The following is a 15,799-nucleotide window of genomic DNA, read 5'->3' as shown; positions in this document are numbered from 1 at the left end:
GAACCACCGGAATAAGGCGGCCCGTCCACAGCGTCCTCGCTGTGTTGTTGCCTACCCGCCACAAGGACCGGCAGGACTTTTCAAAGGAACCTCGTCCCACCGAAGTGGAGACAGGGTTGTCAATCTGGCGTTGACTTTTGGCACGCTGTTGAGTTCTCAAGGAACGGACGCTTCCTTCGTACTCACCCTCTCGGGCTTTCCTCCGGGCGCTTCCCTTCGGTATTTCGTGTTCCCGACTCTATCAGACTCTTTCGTGTCCGATTCCCCGTCGAGACTGGGGTTTGCCTTCCCGGCTTTTGGGCCGTTCCGACGTCCCGAACTCTAGCTGATTTCCCCGGCCGATTCATAATCGAGCCTTCCGGTCCGACCGGAAATAGAATTCGGCATGCCGAATTCACCCCGGGCGGGAGATCGTGCTGAGTTGGGTGCCGCAGAATCTGCGGCGGACGGTTGCTGCGGAACCGTTCCGGCTCCGTGGCAACTCGAAGGACCTTACGGCCCTGCCGGGCCCGCGTCAACTTCGGGGGTCAACACGGCGCAACCCGGGGGCTGTAGCGTTCCTCCGTGACCTTGATCCTCGAACCCGACACCGCCGTCGCGCACGCCTGGTGGTGGCGTACCGGAGACGGCCCCATCGCCCCGGCCGACCTGGCCCTGCTCAGCAAGGACGAGCGCGACCGCGCCGCACGGTTCGTGCACGTAAGGACGGCGGTGGGATACGTCGCCGGGCGCGCCGCGAGCCGGCGGATCCTCTCGGAGCTCCTCGATGTGCCGCCCGCAGAGATAGGCCTCGGCCGCAGGCCGTGCCCGGGGTGCGGTGATCCGCTGCACGGGCCGCCCGCCGTGCTGCACCCGGACTCCCCTCTATGGATCAGCATTTCGCACACCGACGGCTGCGGCATGCTCGCCGTGGCCCGCGTCCCGGTGGGGGTGGACGTCGAGGTCGTACGGGAATTCCCGATCGAGGAGCTCGCGCCGACCACGCTGACCGAGTCCGAGCGCCGGGTCGTGCTCGGCGCTCCCGGAGGAGATGCCCGCACGCAGGCCTTCCTGCGTTGCTGGACGCGTAAGGAGGCCGTGCTCAAGGCGGTGGGCGTAGGGATCACCACCGATCTGTCCGCCGTCGAAACCCGGCCGGAGAGCTCCGGCCCGGCCGTCGTGGCCGCCGGGGTGCCGGGCACGCCCGAATCCTGGACGGTGATGGACCTCGCCGTGCCCGGCACCTGGGCCGCAGCCATATCCGTACCCGCGGAAGCCGACGGCGGTCACCTCGACGTCCGCCTCCACGAGCACGCCTGAGCGGCGCCACCAGCAGCCCCGCCGCCTCAGGAGGACCTCCTGGCACAGGGGTTCAGGTGCTGAACTGTCCTGTTTTTCCGGCGAGTTCATCCGACCAGCACGCCATCACTTGATAGGTGTTGGGGCATGGAAAACGACCCCTCGTCCGCCGCCGTCCATGACTGACCTTCCCGTACCGGGATCCGCGCCAGGCCGACCGTCCAGCACGTCAACTGCCCTGCCCCACGAGGAGAGCACCATGACCCTGCAGACACTGCCGACCGGTGACAAGGCCACCACGGAAGCCGCCATCGCGGAGCTCAGAAGCTCCATCGACGTGCTCGACGCCGAGATCCTCGGCCTCCTGGAGCGCCGCCGCGAACTGTCCGAGGCCGTCCAGGAGGTCCGGATCGCCGCGGGCGGGCGGCGTACCGAGTTCAGCCGCGAGAACGTCATCATCAAGCGGTACGCCGACCGGTTCGGGCGCCCCGGAAGCGCCATCGCGATGAAGATCCTCGAAATCTGCCGGGGCACCGTCAAGGTGAGCGGGTAGAAAGCGAAGGGGCCGGGACAGACTCTGTGTCCGTCCCGGCCCCTTACCTGCTCCAGCCCTACTTCTCGGTCAGCCGCAGCGAGATGCTGTTGATGCAGTACCGCTGGTCCGTCGGGGTCGGGTAGCCCTCGCCCTCGAAGACGTGGCCCAGGTGGGAGCCACAGCGGGCGCAGCGGACCTCGGTGCGGACCATGCCGTGGGTGCGGTCCTCGATGAGCTCGACCGCGTCGGTGTCCTTCGGGTCGAAGAAGCTCGGCCAGCCGCAGTGCGACTCGAACTTCTCTCCGGAGGTGAAGAGCTCGGCCCCGCAGGCACGGCAGGAGTACACGCCCTCCGTCTTGGTGTCGGTGTACTCACCGACGAAGGCGGGCTCCGTGCCGGCCTGGCGCAGCACCTGGTATTCGGCGGGCGTCAGCTCCGCGCGCCACTGCTCGTCCGGCTTCTCGACGTCGTACGACATGGGGGTGCTCCTCGTCGGATCAGTTCGACAGGCGGGCCAGGATGGCCGGGCCGAGGTCCGTCACGTCGCCCGCGCCCATGGTGAGAACGAGATCTCCGGGGGCTGCCATTCCCGCGACGACGTCCGGGACGGTCGACTTGTCGTGCACGGCGGTCACCGTGGCACCCGCCGCCTCGGCCGCCTCGATGATCAGCGCGCTGGTGACGCCGGGGACCGGGTCCTCGCGGGCCGGGTAGATGTCGAGGACGACGGAGAGGTCGGCCAGCGCCAGGGCCTCGCCCATCTCCTTGCCGAGCTCCTGGGTGCGCGAGAACAGGTGGGGCTGGAAGACCACCAGGAGGCGCGCGTCGGATGCCGCGCCCCGCATCGCCTCCAGGTCGGCGGTCATCTCGGTCGGGTGGTGTGCGTAGGAGTCGATGACCTGGACGCCCTTGGCCTCGCCCTTGAGCTGGAGGCGGCGCTTGACGCCGGTGTACTTGCCGAGCGCGGAGGCCAGGTTGTGCGCCGGGATGCCGAGCGCGACGCCCGCGGCGAGCGCGGCCACCGCGTTGTGGGCGTAGTGGCGGCCGGGGACCGAGACCGTGAAGGTCAGGAACTTGCCGTTCAGGAGGACGGTCACCTCGGAGGTGAGGCCGCGCGGGGTGACCTTGTGGACGCGTACGTCCGCCGTCTCCGACTCCCCGTACGTGACGACGTTGAGCGAGGACAGGTCGCGGACGCGCTTCGTGAGTTCCACCGCGCCGGGCTGGTCGGCGGCGATGACCAGGGTGCCGCCGGGCCTGACCTTGCCGACGAAGGTCTCGAAGGAGTCGTAGATCTCGTCCATCGAGGCGTAGTTGGCGTGGTGGTCGAGCTCGACGTTGAGGACGATGGCGACCTCGGGGTCGTACTTCTGGAAGCTGCGGTCGCTCTCGTCCGCCTCGGCCACGAAGATGTCGCCCTCGCCGTGCCGGGCGTTGGTGCCGGGCCCTTCGAGGTCGCCGCCGATCGCGTACGAGGGGTCCAGGCCCAGCTCGGTCAGGGCGACGGCCAGCATCGAGGTGGTGGTCGTCTTGCCGTGGGTGCCCGCCACGGCGATGGCGCGCAGGCCGCCCATGAGCGAGGCGAGCGCGTCGGAGCGGTGCACGACGGGCACGGACAGCTCGGCGGCTCGGGCCAGCTCGGGGTTGTCGGCGCGAATCGCGCTGGAGACGACCACGCAGGTGGCGTCGGCGGCGAGGTGCTCGGCCGCGTGGCCGATGTGCACGGTCGCGCCGAGCGCCCGCAGCGCTTCGGCGGTGGCGGACTCCTTCGCGTCGCTGCCCGCGACCTCGGCCCCGCGCTGGGCCAGGATCTTCGCGATGCCCGACATGCCGGCACCGCCGATGCCGATGAAGTGCGGCCGTTCCATGGCGGTGGGAATGGCGGATGCCATGCGATTCTCTCCCGGGGTGCGACGTACAGAAGGAGCCCCCACCCTAATTCCTGTGGGGGCTCCGGCCGCGACACGGCTCCGGACGGGGGCCGCGCGGGGCTACTCGCTGTGGGCGAAAAGCTTCAGGACGGGGACGCCGACCTTGTGGCGGGCCCGCGATGCCCAGTCCCGGTGGAAGAACTCCTCCACGTAGTGCGGCGCCGTCAGGACGATGACCTCGTCGGCGTTGACCTCGTCGACCACGCCCTTCAGCTTGTCCAGGGGATGGTCGTCGACCACATGCCCCACGGCCTTGCTTCCGGCGTCCCGCAGCGACTGCACCGAGCGCTGGAGCGCCAGTTCGGCGGGGCCCTGCGCGGCGGAGCCCTCCGGTTCGTCCCCCTCGTGGACGGCTTCGTCGAGTTCGCCGAGGGCCACGTCGTCGATGGCGCGCAGGAGCCGGTCCTGGTCACCCCTCGGCTGCATGAGCACGACGAAGGAAACCGGCTCGTCCCCGTGCAGGGTGGTGACGAATTCCACGTCGACGGAGGTCAGGGGCTTCTCGATCATCAATACGCTCGTGAACACGACAGGCGCCCTTCTATTTTCTCCATGGCCGCCGCCACCGCTGACTGGCGGGTACGGCCCCTGCGGAAACCATCCTTCCCCGTGCCCGCACGGGGTCTGCGTGAGTAAGTGTGCCCAGCGTGAGCTAACCGGAACGGCGAATTCCACCGATTGTCAGATTCGACGGTAACGCGTGTAGAGGAACCCGGCGTCCTCCAGGACGGACGTCGGCGTGAACCGCTGGGGGACCTTCACCGCGGGCCCTCCGGCGATGCGCTGCGCGTCGCCGGCGGTCAGCGTCGGGGACACCGTCAGGCACAGCTCGTCGAGCACCCCGGCGGCCACGAACTGGCCGAGCAGCCGCGGTCCGCCCTCGGTGAGCAGCCGCAGCAGGCCGCGGTCGGCCAGGGCCTGCACGGCCCACTCGGGCTCGACGCCGGGGCCGTCGCCCGCGACCACCACCTCGGCGCCCGCCCGCTCGGCCGCCCGGACCCGGTCGGGGTCGGCGGCCGCCCCGGTCAGGATCAGGGTCGGGACGAGCGGCGCGGTGAACAGGGGCAGCGAGAAGTCGAGGTCGAGGCTGGCGGTGACCACGGCGATCACGGGTGCGGGGCCCTGCCCGGCCGCCTTGCGGCGCTCGGCGAACTCGGCGCGCGCCCGGGCCGGCCGGTACCCCTCCAGGCGTACCGTTTCCGCACCCACCACCACCGCGTCCGCGAGCGCCCTCAGGGTGCCGAAGATGCGCATGTCGGTGTCGGAGGACAGCGGCTGTGAGCGGCCTTCGTGCTGGCCCGCGCCGTCCAGCGAGGACACCATGTTGGCCCGCAGCCAGGGGCCGTCCGTACGGGGATAGGCGTAGGCGTCGGCCAGCCGGTCGAGCGACCACTGTGCGCTTTCTGCCTGCTCGGCGTCCGGTGTCTGGTCGGTCACAGGGAACAGTTGTCGCATGCCGTGCAGTCTGGCACGGCCCTTACAGTTAGGGACTGTGTCGACCAGCCCCATAACCGAAGCGGCCCCGGTGTCGCTCTGCGCCCGCGCGCCGCATGTCCCCGCCGATCGTCTGGTCGCCGAGATGGTGCCGCCGCCGCGGTTCGACTCGGTCCGCTTCGAGACGTACGTACCGGACCCGAACCAGCCGAGCCAGAGCGAGGCGGTCACGGTCCTGTCGTCCTTCGCCGCGGGGCTCGGCGGGGCGCACGCCGTCGGCGCCAGGCGCCGCTGGTTCGCGAAGAAGCCGGCCGCCGTGACCGGGCCGCGCGGGGTGTATCTCGACGGCGGATACGGCGTCGGCAAGACCCATCTGCTCGCCTCGCTGTGGCACGCCACTCCGGCCGAGCCCGCGCTCAAGGCCTTCGGCACGTTCGTCGAGCTGACGAACCTGGTGGGCGCCCTCGGCTTCCAGCAGACGGTGCAGACGCTGAGCGGCCACCGGCTGCTCTGCATCGACGAGTTCGAGCTCGACGACCCGGGCGACACCGTGCTCGTGTCCTCACTGCTCCGCAAGCTCGTCGACAACGGTGTGGCGCTCGCCGCGACGTCCAACACGCTGCCCGGCAAGCTCGGCGAGGGCCGGTTCGCGGCCGTGGACTTCCTGCGCGAGATCCAGGGCCTCTCGGCGCACTTCCGCCCGCTGAGGATCGACGGCGAGGACTACCGCCACCGGGGGCTGCCCGAGGCCCCTGCCCCGTACTCCGACGAGCAGGTCACCAAGGCGGCGTACGCCACCGAGGGCGCGGCACTCGACGACTTCCCGCAGCTGCTCGACCACCTCTCGCGCGTCCACCCCAGCCGGTACGGCGCGCTGACGGACGGGGTGCGCGCGGTGTGCCTGACCGACGTGCGGCCGGTGCCCGACCAGTCGACCGCGCTGCGCCTTGTGGTGCTCGCCGACCGGCTGTACGACCGCGAGGTGCCGGTGCTCGCCTCGGGCGAGCCCTTCGACCGGCTGTTCAGTGACGAGATGCTGAACGGCGGCTACCGCAAGAAGTACTTCCGGGCGATCTCCCGCCTGACCGCGCTCGCCCGCGACGCGAAGGGCCTTGTGGCGCAGTAGGTTTGGGGCCGAGGGGGCCGAAGCTGCATCCGTCCGTGGTCCCCTCGGCCACAGAAGGGAATCACCATGGCCACCACGCGCACGGCGCACACGGTCTGGGAAGGCGAGCTCATCAAGGGCTCCGGCACCGTCACGTTCGACTCCTCGGGCATCGCGTCCCAGGCTGTCTCCTGGCCGTCCCGCGCCGAGCAGGCCAACGGCAAGACCAGCCCGGAGGAGCTCATCGCGGGCGCCCACTCCAGCTGCTTCTCGATGGCGCTTTCGCACGGTCTGACCGGCGCGGGCACCCCGCCCACCCGCCTGGAGACCAAGGCCGACGTCACCTTCCAGCCCGGCGAGGGCATCACCGGCATCCACCTCACCGTGCGCGGCGAGGTCCCCGGCCTCGACGAGGAGGGCTTCCAGGCGGCCGCCGAGGACGCCAAGAAGAACTGCCCGGTGAGCCAGGCCCTTTCGGGGACCACCATCACGCTCACCGCCGAGCTCGCCTGAGGCTGCCGCCGGCCGTACGTTCCCTCCCTCGATCGAGGGAACGTACCCGGACCGGAGGGGACGCGCGGTGGCCGGGACGGGGCACGGGCTCCGCGAGCCGCCGCGCGTCCCCGCACGGATGGGTGAATGTCCCGCCGGAGTTCAGGACGTGCGGCTCATCAGGCCCGAGATGTCGACGGTCTCGGCGGGGGACGGGGTCGCGGCCGGTACCGGCTGGTCGAATCCGTCGAAGCGTACGGTCGCATCGGGCGCGGCGCTGCCCTGGGCGACGGTGATCCGCACGGGGTAGGGCTTGCCGGTCGCCGCGACGTCGAGCGTGTAGGTGCGGCCCTGCTCGGTGGCCGTGACGGGGATGACCGCGGTGCCGTCGACCGTGGCCGGCCTGCCCTTGGTGAGGCCGGTGGCCGGCATCTTGGCGGAGGCGTCGAGGTACTTCTGGAAGGTGTCGAGGTCGCACACGCCGGTCGTGTCCCGCAGGACCGGGTCGTTGGTGGTGCCCTTCAGATACCGGTTGCCGACGAGCGAGGCCAGCGCGCTGCCGCCACCCGGCACCTCGTTGCTCCAGAACGCCGCGTCCGGCTTCATCCACACGTCCGCGCCCCGTTTCACGATCTCGACCGAGCCCTGCGGGCCGAGGCTCACCGAACCGCGGCAGTTCCCGGACCGGTCGAGCGTGAGGTCGAAGGAGGTCGGGGAGCCGGGTGCGCGCAGGTCGCCCCTGGCCGTGATGTGCAGGGATTTCGCGCCGCGCAGGGCTTCGTGGGAGCGCTGGAAGATCTGGTCGGCGGTGAGGGAACCGGTGTCGTCGGCGTGAGCGGTGGCCGCGCCCGCGAGGGGGAGCAGGGCCGCCGCGCAGAGAGCCGCCGAGCATGCGGCCGTACGGTATCCGGACACGTCGCCTCCCTGGGGCCTTGAACCGCGCCTTGCCTGCGAAGGGGCCTGTTCGGGCGTGTGATCCGTATGCAACGAGCGTAGTCCGCCGGGGCGGATCGGTCGCGTTGCGGGGTGGGGGCCGGGGCCCTGCGGCGGACGGGGGCGGCGGGCCTTCAGAAGTACCGCTGTACGGCATTGGCCGGAATCTCCGGGGCTGCGGGAGCGGCGCGAACAAATGGGTCGATACGATCGGATACTTTCCGTTTGTGACCATTACTGTACGAAAGCTGCTCGCGATTGCCCTGCTCGGTGCCTCGCTCGCGGGCTGCGGCTCCGACCCCGCGCCGGCCCCGCACGAGGCGGCTCCCTCGGCCTCGGCGGCCGCGGGCGCGCCCAAGAGTCCTCCCACCCTGGCGCCCGGCCCCGGCGGGATCACCCCGGTCTTCGAGCGGGCGCCCAAGAACCCCCAGGGCGAGAAGGTCGTCGCGCTGACCTTCGACGCGGACATGACGTCCGACCAGGGTCCGCGCGCGGCGGGCGGCGAGCACTTCGACAACCCCGAGCTCATCGCCGACCTGAAGCGGCTGAAGGTGCCGGCCACGGTGTTCATGACCGGGCGGTGGGCCAAGGAGTATCCGGCCGAGGCCCGCGCCATCGGAACCGACCCCAACTTCGAGATCGGCAACCACTCCTACAGCCACTACGCGTTCAAGGCCGACTGCTACGGGCTGCCCGTGGTCGAGAAGAACCGCAGGCGGGCCGACGTGGAGAAGGCGGCGGCCCAGTTCAAGAAGGCCGGAGTGCAGAACGCCGTACCGTACTTCCGCTTCCCCGGTGGCTGCTACGACGACGAGGTGCTGCGCACGCTGGCCCCGCTGAAGATGACCGCCGTCCAGTGGGACGTGGTGAGCGGGGACGCCTTCGCCAAGGACGCGAACGCGGTGGCCGAGCAGGTGCTGGCCGGGGTGCAGCCGGGTTCGCTCGTGGTCATGCACTGCACGCGCAGCGCGGCGCCGGTCACCGACGCGGCGATCCAGCGCATCGTGCCGGAGCTGCGCAAGCGGGGCTACCGCTTCGTGAAGGTCTCCGACCTGATCCGCAGCGCCACGCACCACTGAGTCTCGGCCACGGGTCAGCCGGAGCAGGCCGTGCGCTGGGCCTCCTGCCACTCGCAGACCGGGCACAGCGTGCTGCCCCTGGTCGACTCCGGGTACTCGGTCGGCCGGCGGCACAGCACGCACTCGGCGAAGGGGCCGTCCACCGGGCCGGGCGTGGCGGCCGCAGCGACGGGCCCGCCCTGGCAGTACGTCTCGGGATCCTGCGTCTCGTCCATGCCGTCGAGCCTAATCGGGTACGGGGGCGGGCTCAGCGGCGTCGCGAGCTGAGCGCGCAGACCCCGGCGGCGGCCGCTCCCGCGAGGACGATCGCGGCGGCGAGCGGCAGCACCGCGAGGTGTACGACGCCGGTCCGCGAGCCGCTGACCAGGCCGAACACCGCGTACTGCGCGGGCGATGGCGAGAGCACCAGGGCGAGCAGTGCGGCCAGTGCGGTGAGCGAGAGGGACCAGCCTCTCCCGTGCAGCACCGGACGGCTGCCGAGCGCGCCGACCACGACGCCGGTCAGCACACAGACCCCGGTGGCGATCAGCCCCGCCAGGGTCGCGGAACCCAGCGGCACCGCGACCTTGTGGTCCCCGCTCATGGGGTCGCTCACGGCGGCGACGTACGCCGTGCTCGCGAGGCCGAGCAGAGCCGCCGAGCCCGTCGCCGCAAGCAGGGTCGCGAGGTGGACCCGGGCCGGGCCCGCCGCCGCGGCGGCGCAGGTGCGGGCGGCCTCCGGCTCCTGGGTGACGCAGATCCGCACGAGCCAGGCCGCGACCGGGAGCAGCCCGGCCGCCGCGTACCCCAGGGAGTCGAGCACCGGCTCCCCCGCCCGCACGCCGATACCCATGAAGGCCGCGTACAGCAGGACCGGACCCAGCCAGCGCTGGGAACGCAGGAGCAGCGCACTCTGGTAGCGGACGAGCGGGATCACTGGCTACGCACTCCTTGGATGTGCCAGGGCGGACGGGCCGCGAGCAATGCCCGCAGCAGGTCGTCGGAGTGGGCGGCGGCCACACGCAGGGTGCGGATGCCGTCGGGAGCCTCCAACTCCTCGGGGGCACCGGGTAGTCGGGCCGGGAGCGGGGCGCTTCCGACTATGTCGACGAGGAGGGTCTCGGCCCCATGGGTCGGGGCCACATGGATGGGGGCCACATGGATGGGGGCCATACAGCTCGGCACGACATGGTCCGGTCCCACATGGCTCGGGCCCACACGGCCCGGCGCCACACGGTCCGGGCCCACACTGCTCAGGCCCACATCATTCAGCGGCACGCGCTTCAGGCCCGCCCCCACCACCGCGTACCGCGCGTCCTCCCCGCCGGACAGTCGTTTCGGGTCGTGGTCGACGAAGACGACCGTCGCGCCCGCCGCCACGCGTTCGTGCACCGCGCGGTCGAGTTCGGTGCGGGCCTCGGTGTCGAGGCCGGTCCATGCCTCGTCCAGGACGAGGAGTGCGGGTTCGGCGAGCAGTGCCTGGGCCACGGCGACCTTCTGGCTGGTGCCCTTGGAGAGTTCGGCGAGCGGGGTGCCCGCGTGCGCGGCCGCGCCGAACCGCTCCAGCCACTGTCCCGCCCGCTCCTTCGCCGTCCGGCGCGGCAGACCGTGGATGCGGCCGAGGTGCGTGAGATAGCCGAGGGCCGTGAAGGGCAGCGCCGCCGGGAAGCGTTCGGGGACGTACGCGGTGCGCGGTCGGCCGGTGACGCGGCCCTCGGTCGGCGCGTCGATGCCAGCGAGGAGCCTCAACAGGGTTGATTTTCCGGTGCCGTTGACGCCTTCCACCCGGACCAGCGCTCCCCCGGGCAGGTCCAGGTCGATGCCGCGCAGGACCCAGGGGCCGCCGATGGAGTACCGACGGCCCACGCCCCGCAGTGCGCGTGCGGTGCTCAGTGCTGCTGCGCCTTCTGCGGAGTCGCCTCGCTCGGCCGGACGATGACGTAGCCCTCGCCCTGGAGCATCAGCTGGACGGCTTCGCCGGAGCCGCCGCGCAGCATCGAGCCGATGGACTGCGAACGGTGCAGGGAGGTCTGGAGGTTGGCGCTCCAGCCGACCACCGCGTCCGTGTCGACGTAGACCGGCAACTGCGGGGAGACCGGGATGACCAGCGGGTTGCCCTCGCAGACCAGGCCGAGCCGGCCGTGGCCGCTGAAGACGCTGTTGAAGAGGCCGCCGCCGGCGATGCCGGAGCCCTTGACCGTCTTGATCTCGTAGCTGAGCGAGGCGTCGAAGCACAGCACGTTGCGGCCGTTGATCGTGAGGGCGTCGCCCTGCTCTATGTCGACGATGAAACAGTTCTGCGCCTCGTGCGCGAACCAGGCCTCGCCCTGGCCGCTGACCGACATCAGGGGCAGGCCCTCGCCGGTCACCGCGCGCTTGAGCATGCCGCCGATGCCCTGGCCGCGCCGCTCGAACTGGAGGGTGCCGCGGTAGGCGATCATCGCGCCCTGGCGCGCGAGCATCTCGCCGTTGACGGCGTACTTGATCGACTTGGCGTTCTCCAGCGTCATTCCGGCGACGGTCGCCGGCTGGGCCATGTTCTCTTTGGCAAAAAGGTCGCTCTTCATGCGCGCATCCTGTCCCGGAACAATTCATTCCGCCAAGAATCACCGGTTCGGCGGCTGGCAGACTGGTGGAGTGAGCACTCAGGACACCCCTTCCGACAGCCCCTTTCACCACGAGTCCCCGCGCGACGAGGCGCCGCAGTTCGTGCTGCCGCTGGTCGTACGCATCGAGAAGGCCGGGCCCCCGGCGCGTACCGACGCGCTGGAGACGGCGGCCCGCGCGGTGCTCGTGATGCTCTCCGACGAGCGGTCGCTGGGCGAGGGCGACGACGAGGGCGAGTGGGCGCAGCTCATGCGCGACTGGCAGGACGCGCGGATCCGCAAGGTGGTGCGGCGGGCCCGCGGCGCGGAGTGGCGCAAGGCCTCGGCGCTGCCGGGCATCACGGTGACCGGGAAGGCGGCGGAGGTACGCGTCTTCCCGCCTGTGCCGCTGGACGGCTGGCCCAAGGAGCTGGCCAAGCTCCAGGTGTCGGGGACGGACCTGGACGACCCGGCGGATCCGGACGCCCCCGATCCGCTCGCACCGGTCCTCTGGCTCAACCCGGACCTCGGCATGTCCGCGGGCAAGGCCATGGCGCAGGCCGGGCACGGCGCCCAACTCGCCTGGTGGGAGCTGTCGGACGCGGACCGCAAGGCCTGGCGCGAGGCCGGCTTCCCCCTCTCGGTACGCACCGCGGACCCGGCCGCATGGCGCGAACTGACGCTCAGCGGCCTCCCGGTGGTCCGCGACGCGGGGTTCACGGAGATCGCCCCCGGCTCGTGCACGGTCGTCGCGGACCACCCGGCCCTGCGCGCCGGCTGACGTTCGCCCTCCTGTCGGTCACTTCTCGCGCAACTGCCGGAACCAGCGGACGATGTCCGCCGTGGCCGCGACATTCGATCCCAGGTGACGGGAACCGTGGTAGTCGACCGGGCCGACATCGACGACCGGGACGTCCGCGCCGTTCCTGAGCAGCGCCTTGCGGCATCGCGTGGTGTTGGCGGTGGCGGCCTGTTCGTCCCCGGTCGCCAGGTAGAGCCTGGCCGGCGTGCGGGGCGTCCAGTCGGTGCAGACGGCGTCGGTCGTGCGCAGCGCCGCCGCCAGGGGTCCCGTCGGATGCGCGAGCAGCTCCCGGCCGCGCGGGGTCAGCAGCTCGCCCAGCGTGGCGGGGGTGCCGCGCATCAGCTGCTCCCCGGTGTGCGCGCCGTCGAAGAGTGCCTCTACGGTGCCGTCGTACGGGGCACGGAAGACCTCCCCGGGTTGTTCGTAGACGTGGTGGAGCCGGTTGAAGGCCACCAGGGTGTAAGCCGCGTACAGCACACCGGACTTGGCATCGAGGCGGCCCGCGAGCAGCGCGGACAGCTCGGTGCCGCCGAAGTCGTAGGCGCCGCTGACGGGTGCCAGCGCGCCCAGCCGGAACCACCGGTCCTCTCCCGCCCGAAGGGCCCGGCCGAGCGCCAGGGCCGCCGAGGCGCCCTGGGAGAATCCCGTGACCTGGACCGGGCGCTCCAGTACGTGCCCGGTACGCGGCGCGAAGGTGCGGGCCGCTCTCAGCATGTCCAGGGAGGCCGTGGTCTCGGAGTCGATGTCCATCCAGGGATGCGGGCCGGGGCCCTTGCCCATCCCGAGATAGTCGGGCGCCACGCCCGCGGCCCCCGCCGACGCGTGTGCGATCACCGGCGCGGACACGAAACTCCCCCGGCTCATGGACGGGGAGTCGTTCTTGTGGACGCCGGTGCCGTGCGTGAAGGAGACCGCCCGCAGCCGGCGTTCGCTGTGCAACGGCAGCACGAGCAGTCCGCTCGCGGTGGTGGGCCGCCCCTCCGGATCGACCGTCCGGTAGACGAGGCGGTAGGCGACCACTCCGTGCCGGACCGCCCCGTCGTCGAACCCGGCGCCTCGCAGTTCGGCGGCCACCGCCTGCGCGGAGTCGAGCGTGTACAGCTTCTCGGCGGAGACCGGCGTGCCCCGGCCGTGCGACTCCTGTCCCGTCCGGGTGTGGGCGGACGGCGCCGCGGCAGCCCCGGCCACGACCGGTCCGCCGAGCAGCAGACCGCAGCACAGGACGGACACGCCTGCCCGGCGAGCCGCCCGGTAGCGGCGGGCGGTGCGCGACGACGGGGATGGTGAGGGTGAAGCGCAGATTCCCACGGGAGTCCTCCAACTGGGTCCGAAACAAGGCCTGTTCAGACTCGTGGGTCACCGCGGTCCATGCACTGGTGCAGTCCCCCGATGCCCCATGGGGGCCGTCCCCCGCCGGGAACCTCCCTCCCGCCGCATACCGGTCGCTGAATTGCTCCTTCCGCCCCCTGAACGCAACATCCGCCCCATCCGTATCCCCCGGTACCGCCGAGCAGCGCTCGCGCTCTCAACTGGCCGTCCCCGGGAGGCACCTTGTCGCGTGGAATAGTTCGTTCGGGTCGTTTTGCCCTGCGTCGCGTCAACGGCACAGGGCTGCTCATCGCGGTGCTCGTGGCCACGCTCGGCGCGCTCGCCTTTCCTGTCTGGTCGTACGCGGACCGGGGCGGAACCCCGCAGGCCAGCCTCGACTCCGCGTCCACGCCGACCCCTTGGGGTCCGCTGTCCGCGACCGACCGGGAGTTCGTCATCAAGGTGCGGCTCGCCGGGCTCTGGGAGGGGCCGGCCGGGCAGCAGGCGCAGCAGCGGGCGCCCAGCGCGGCGATCAAGGCGGCCGGGGACCATCTCGTCATGGGGCACGCGGCGCTGAACCAGCACGATCTCGACGTCGCGTCCAAGCTCGGCATCGAGCTGCCCAGTCAGCCCAACGCGCAGCAGCAGGGCTGGCTGCGCCAGCTGACGGCGGACACCGGCACCGCCTACGAGCGGGACTTCGCCAACCTCCTGCGCGCCGCCCACGGCAAGGTGTTCGCCCTGGTCGCCCAGGTCCGCACGACCACCCGGAACTCCCTCGTACGGGACCTGGCCACCGACGCCAACAACACCGTGCTCGACCACATGACGATGCTGGAGGCCACCGGCCTGGTGGACTTCGACGCGCTGGCCACCCCCAGCTGATCACCGAGGCCGGCAACCTCAAATCAAGCTCTGAACGTGCCCCGCGCGGGATTCGGCGGCGGGGCACCGGGCCATGACCTGTCCATGAAGCATTTGGGCATCGGCATCGGCTGGCGGCCTGAGATCGCTCGGGCGGTGGAGGGGCTCGACGGCATCGACTGGGTCGAGGCGGTCGCGGAGAACCTCTGCCCCGGCCACCTCCCCGACTCGCTGCTGCGCCTGCGCGAGCGCGGCGTCACCGTCGTGCCGCACGGGGTCTCGCTCGGTCTCGGCGGCGCCGAGCCGCCGGACGCGGGCCGCCTCGCCGATCTGGCGGCCCGGGCCGAGGCGCTCGGCTCTCCGCTCGTCAGCGAGCACATCGCGTTCGTGCGCGCGGGCGGCGCCCTGACCGCCTCGCCGTCGCTGGAGGCGGGCCACCTCCTGCCGGTACCGCGCACCCGGGACGCCCTGCGCGTCCTGTGCGAGAACGTCCGCATCGCCCAGGACGCACTGCCCGTGCCGCTCGCCCTGGAGAACATCGCGGCCCTGATCGACTGGCCCGGCGAGGAGTTGACGGAGGGTCAGTTCCTGTCGGAGCTCGTCGAGCGCACTGGCGTCGGGCTGCTCATCGACGTCGCCAACCTCCACACGAACCGGGTGAACCGCGGCGAGGACCCCGCGAAGGTCCTCGACGAGCTGCCCCTGGAGGCGATCGCCTACGTCCATGTCGCGGGCGGCGTCGAGCGCGACGGCGTGTGGCACGACACCCACGCCCACCCCGTGCCCCGGGAGGTCCTCGACGTCCTGGCCGAACTGGCCTCGCGGGTGACCCCGCCCGGCGTGCTCCTGGAGCGGGACGAGGCGTTTCCGCCCGCGGAGGAGCTGGCCGGTGAGCTCGACGCGATCCGGGTCACCCTGCGGGCCGCGAAGCCTCCCGTCCCCTCCCCCGCGGAACCGGGGACCCCCAGCGCCCCCGAAGACGTCGGCCGGTCGCGCGAGCGGCTCGCCCTCGCCCAGACCGCCCTGCTCTCCTCGCTCACGGCGGGTACGCCCGCGCCCGCCGGGTTCGACGGGCCGCGCCTTCGGGTGCAGGCCCGGGCGCTCGCGGCCAAGCGGGCCGATGTGGTGGCCAAGGTGGCGCCCGAGCTGCCGGAGATCCTCGGGGACGGTTACCGGGAGGCGTTCGCCGCGTACGCCAAAGCCCGGCCGATGCGGGGCGGTTACCGACAGGACGCCCTGAACTTCGCGCGCTTCCTGCTCGACGCCCGGCCGCCCGCCGACGCGGAGGCCCGCCGCGCGCTCGCCCGCTGGTGGAAGGAGCGGGCCGGCGCCAGGCCGCCGGGCCGGGCGGCCCGGCTCCTTCGCACGCTGACCCGGGCGGCCTGATCCGGGGAGCCCAACCCGTTAACGTACCCCGCACGCAAGGAAGCCGACCGGAACTCCCGTACCACGTGACGACCCCCACACCATCCGG

At 71.7% G+C, this 15,799-nt stretch carries 18 protein-coding genes; 8 read left to right on the top strand and 10 right to left on the bottom strand.

From position 1 onward, the window contains the following. Positions 1-564 precede the first annotated feature (564 nt). Both IE206_RS24920 and IE206_RS24915 read left to right on the top strand, forming a co-directional pair. Entirely contained in the window at positions 565-1,299 is a 735-nt protein-coding gene (locus IE206_RS24920; protein WP_226599763.1) for a 4'-phosphopantetheinyl transferase family protein, read from the top strand. Positions 1,300-1,456: 157 nt separating this feature from the next. After that, positions 1,457-1,831, top strand: coding sequence for a chorismate mutase (locus tag IE206_RS24915; protein ID WP_189965678.1), 375 nt, complete (start codon positions 1,457-1,459; stop codon positions 1,829-1,831). 58 nt (positions 1,832-1,889) lie between these two features. On the opposite strand, the gene msrB is transcribed toward IE206_RS24915, so the two are convergent. The 4 genes from msrB to IE206_RS24895 all read right to left on the bottom strand — a co-directional run bounded on the left by msrB (position 1,890) and on the right by IE206_RS24895 (position 5,199). Then, positions 1,890-2,291 (bottom strand): peptide-methionine (R)-S-oxide reductase MsrB, encoded by a 402-nt coding sequence (msrB, locus tag IE206_RS24910; protein ID WP_189965676.1) that lies wholly within the window; start codon positions 2,289-2,291, stop codon positions 1,890-1,892. Positions 2,292-2,310: 19 nt separating this feature from the next. Next, the gene (gene murC / locus IE206_RS24905; protein ID WP_189965674.1) at positions 2,311-3,705 is read right to left on the bottom strand and encodes a UDP-N-acetylmuramate--L-alanine ligase; all 1,395 of its coding nucleotides are present in this window, start codon (positions 3,703-3,705) and stop codon (positions 2,311-2,313) included. A gap of 99 nt (positions 3,706-3,804) precedes the next feature. Continuing rightward, positions 3,805-4,272, bottom strand: coding sequence for an indole-3-glycerol phosphate synthase (locus IE206_RS24900; RefSeq protein WP_189965672.1), 468 nt, complete (start codon positions 4,270-4,272; stop codon positions 3,805-3,807). 153 nt (positions 4,273-4,425) lie between these two features. Next, positions 4,426-5,199, bottom strand: a complete 774-nt coding sequence (locus IE206_RS24895; RefSeq protein WP_189965670.1) for a pyrimidine reductase family protein — start codon at positions 5,197-5,199, stop codon at positions 4,426-4,428. Here IE206_RS24895 and zapE point away from each other — a divergent pair. Both zapE and IE206_RS24885 read left to right on the top strand, forming a co-directional pair. Next, positions 5,198-6,304: a cell division protein ZapE gene (gene zapE / locus IE206_RS24890; RefSeq protein WP_189965668.1), complete on the top strand. Its 1,107-nt coding sequence runs from the start codon at positions 5,198-5,200 to the stop codon at positions 6,302-6,304. The two genes, IE206_RS24895 and zapE, sit on opposite strands and share 2 nt — an antisense overlap. Before the next feature lie 66 nt (positions 6,305-6,370). Beyond that, positions 6,371-6,796, top strand: a complete 426-nt coding sequence (locus IE206_RS24885) for an OsmC family protein (RefSeq protein ID WP_189965666.1) — start codon at positions 6,371-6,373, stop codon at positions 6,794-6,796. A gap of 141 nt (positions 6,797-6,937) precedes the next feature. Here the strand turns inward: IE206_RS24885 and IE206_RS24880 are convergent, their stop codons facing one another. Then, positions 6,938-7,690, bottom strand: a complete 753-nt coding sequence (locus IE206_RS24880; RefSeq protein ID WP_189965664.1) for a hypothetical protein — start codon at positions 7,688-7,690, stop codon at positions 6,938-6,940. A 245-nt stretch (positions 7,691-7,935) separates the two neighbouring features. On the opposite strand from IE206_RS24880, the gene IE206_RS24875 reads away from it, so the two are divergent. Beyond that, positions 7,936-8,787 (top strand): polysaccharide deacetylase family protein, encoded by an 852-nt coding sequence (locus IE206_RS24875; protein WP_226599764.1) that lies wholly within the window; start codon positions 7,936-7,938, stop codon positions 8,785-8,787. A gap of 14 nt (positions 8,788-8,801) precedes the next feature. Here IE206_RS24875 and IE206_RS24870 read toward each other — a convergent pair whose 3' ends face one another. Genes IE206_RS24870 through IE206_RS24855 form a run of 4 tightly spaced genes read right to left on the bottom strand, consistent with a single transcriptional unit; the run spans position 8,802 to position 11,333 of the window. Next, positions 8,802-9,002 carry a hypothetical protein gene (locus IE206_RS24870; protein WP_189965659.1) on the bottom strand — a complete coding sequence of 67 codons (201 nt, stop codon included), beginning with the start codon at positions 9,000-9,002 and terminating at the stop codon, positions 8,802-8,804. Positions 9,003-9,034: 32 nt separating this feature from the next. Continuing rightward, a complete protein-coding gene (locus IE206_RS24865; protein ID WP_189965658.1) occupies positions 9,035-9,703 on the bottom strand; it encodes an ABC transporter in 669 nt (222 codons plus the stop codon). Then, on the bottom strand, positions 9,700-10,632 hold the full coding sequence (locus IE206_RS24860) for an ATP-binding cassette domain-containing protein (protein WP_189965656.1): 933 nt from the start codon (positions 10,630-10,632) through the stop codon (positions 9,700-9,702). The genes IE206_RS24865 and IE206_RS24860 overlap by 4 nt, the downstream gene beginning before the upstream one ends. Positions 10,633-10,655: 23 nt before the next feature. Continuing rightward, positions 10,656-11,333: an AIM24 family protein gene (locus IE206_RS24855; protein ID WP_189965655.1), complete on the bottom strand. Its 678-nt coding sequence runs from the start codon at positions 11,331-11,333 to the stop codon at positions 10,656-10,658. A gap of 70 nt (positions 11,334-11,403) precedes the next feature. Here IE206_RS24855 and IE206_RS24850 point away from each other — a divergent pair, with 70 nt between their 5' ends. Further along, a complete protein-coding gene (locus IE206_RS24850) occupies positions 11,404-12,132 on the top strand; it encodes a peptidyl-tRNA hydrolase (protein WP_226599765.1) in 729 nt (242 codons plus the stop codon). 18 nt (positions 12,133-12,150) lie between these two features. On the opposite strand, the gene IE206_RS24845 is transcribed toward IE206_RS24850, so the two are convergent. Next, positions 12,151-13,383 carry a lipase gene (locus IE206_RS24845; protein WP_229853217.1) on the bottom strand — a complete coding sequence of 411 codons (1,233 nt, stop codon included), beginning with the start codon at positions 13,381-13,383 and terminating at the stop codon, positions 12,151-12,153. A 357-nt stretch (positions 13,384-13,740) separates the two neighbouring features. On the opposite strand from IE206_RS24845, the gene IE206_RS24840 reads away from it, so the two are divergent. Next, on the top strand, positions 13,741-14,346 hold the full coding sequence (locus IE206_RS24840; RefSeq protein ID WP_189965707.1) for a DUF4142 domain-containing protein: 606 nt from the start codon (positions 13,741-13,743) through the stop codon (positions 14,344-14,346). 84 nt (positions 14,347-14,430) lie between these two features. Continuing rightward, positions 14,431-15,711 carry an MbnB/TglH/ChrH family RiPP precursor modification enzyme gene (locus tag IE206_RS24835; RefSeq protein WP_189965651.1) on the top strand — a complete coding sequence of 427 codons (1,281 nt, stop codon included), beginning with the start codon at positions 14,431-14,433 and terminating at the stop codon, positions 15,709-15,711. Positions 15,712-15,799 lie beyond the last annotated feature (88 nt).

The organism is Streptomyces violascens, assembly GCF_014649955.1.
Lineage (GTDB): Bacteria > Actinomycetota > Actinomycetes > Streptomycetales > Streptomycetaceae > Streptomyces > Streptomyces violascens.
Note: the sequence above shows the minus strand (reverse complement) of the source record. Positions and strands in the feature narration are given on the sequence as shown.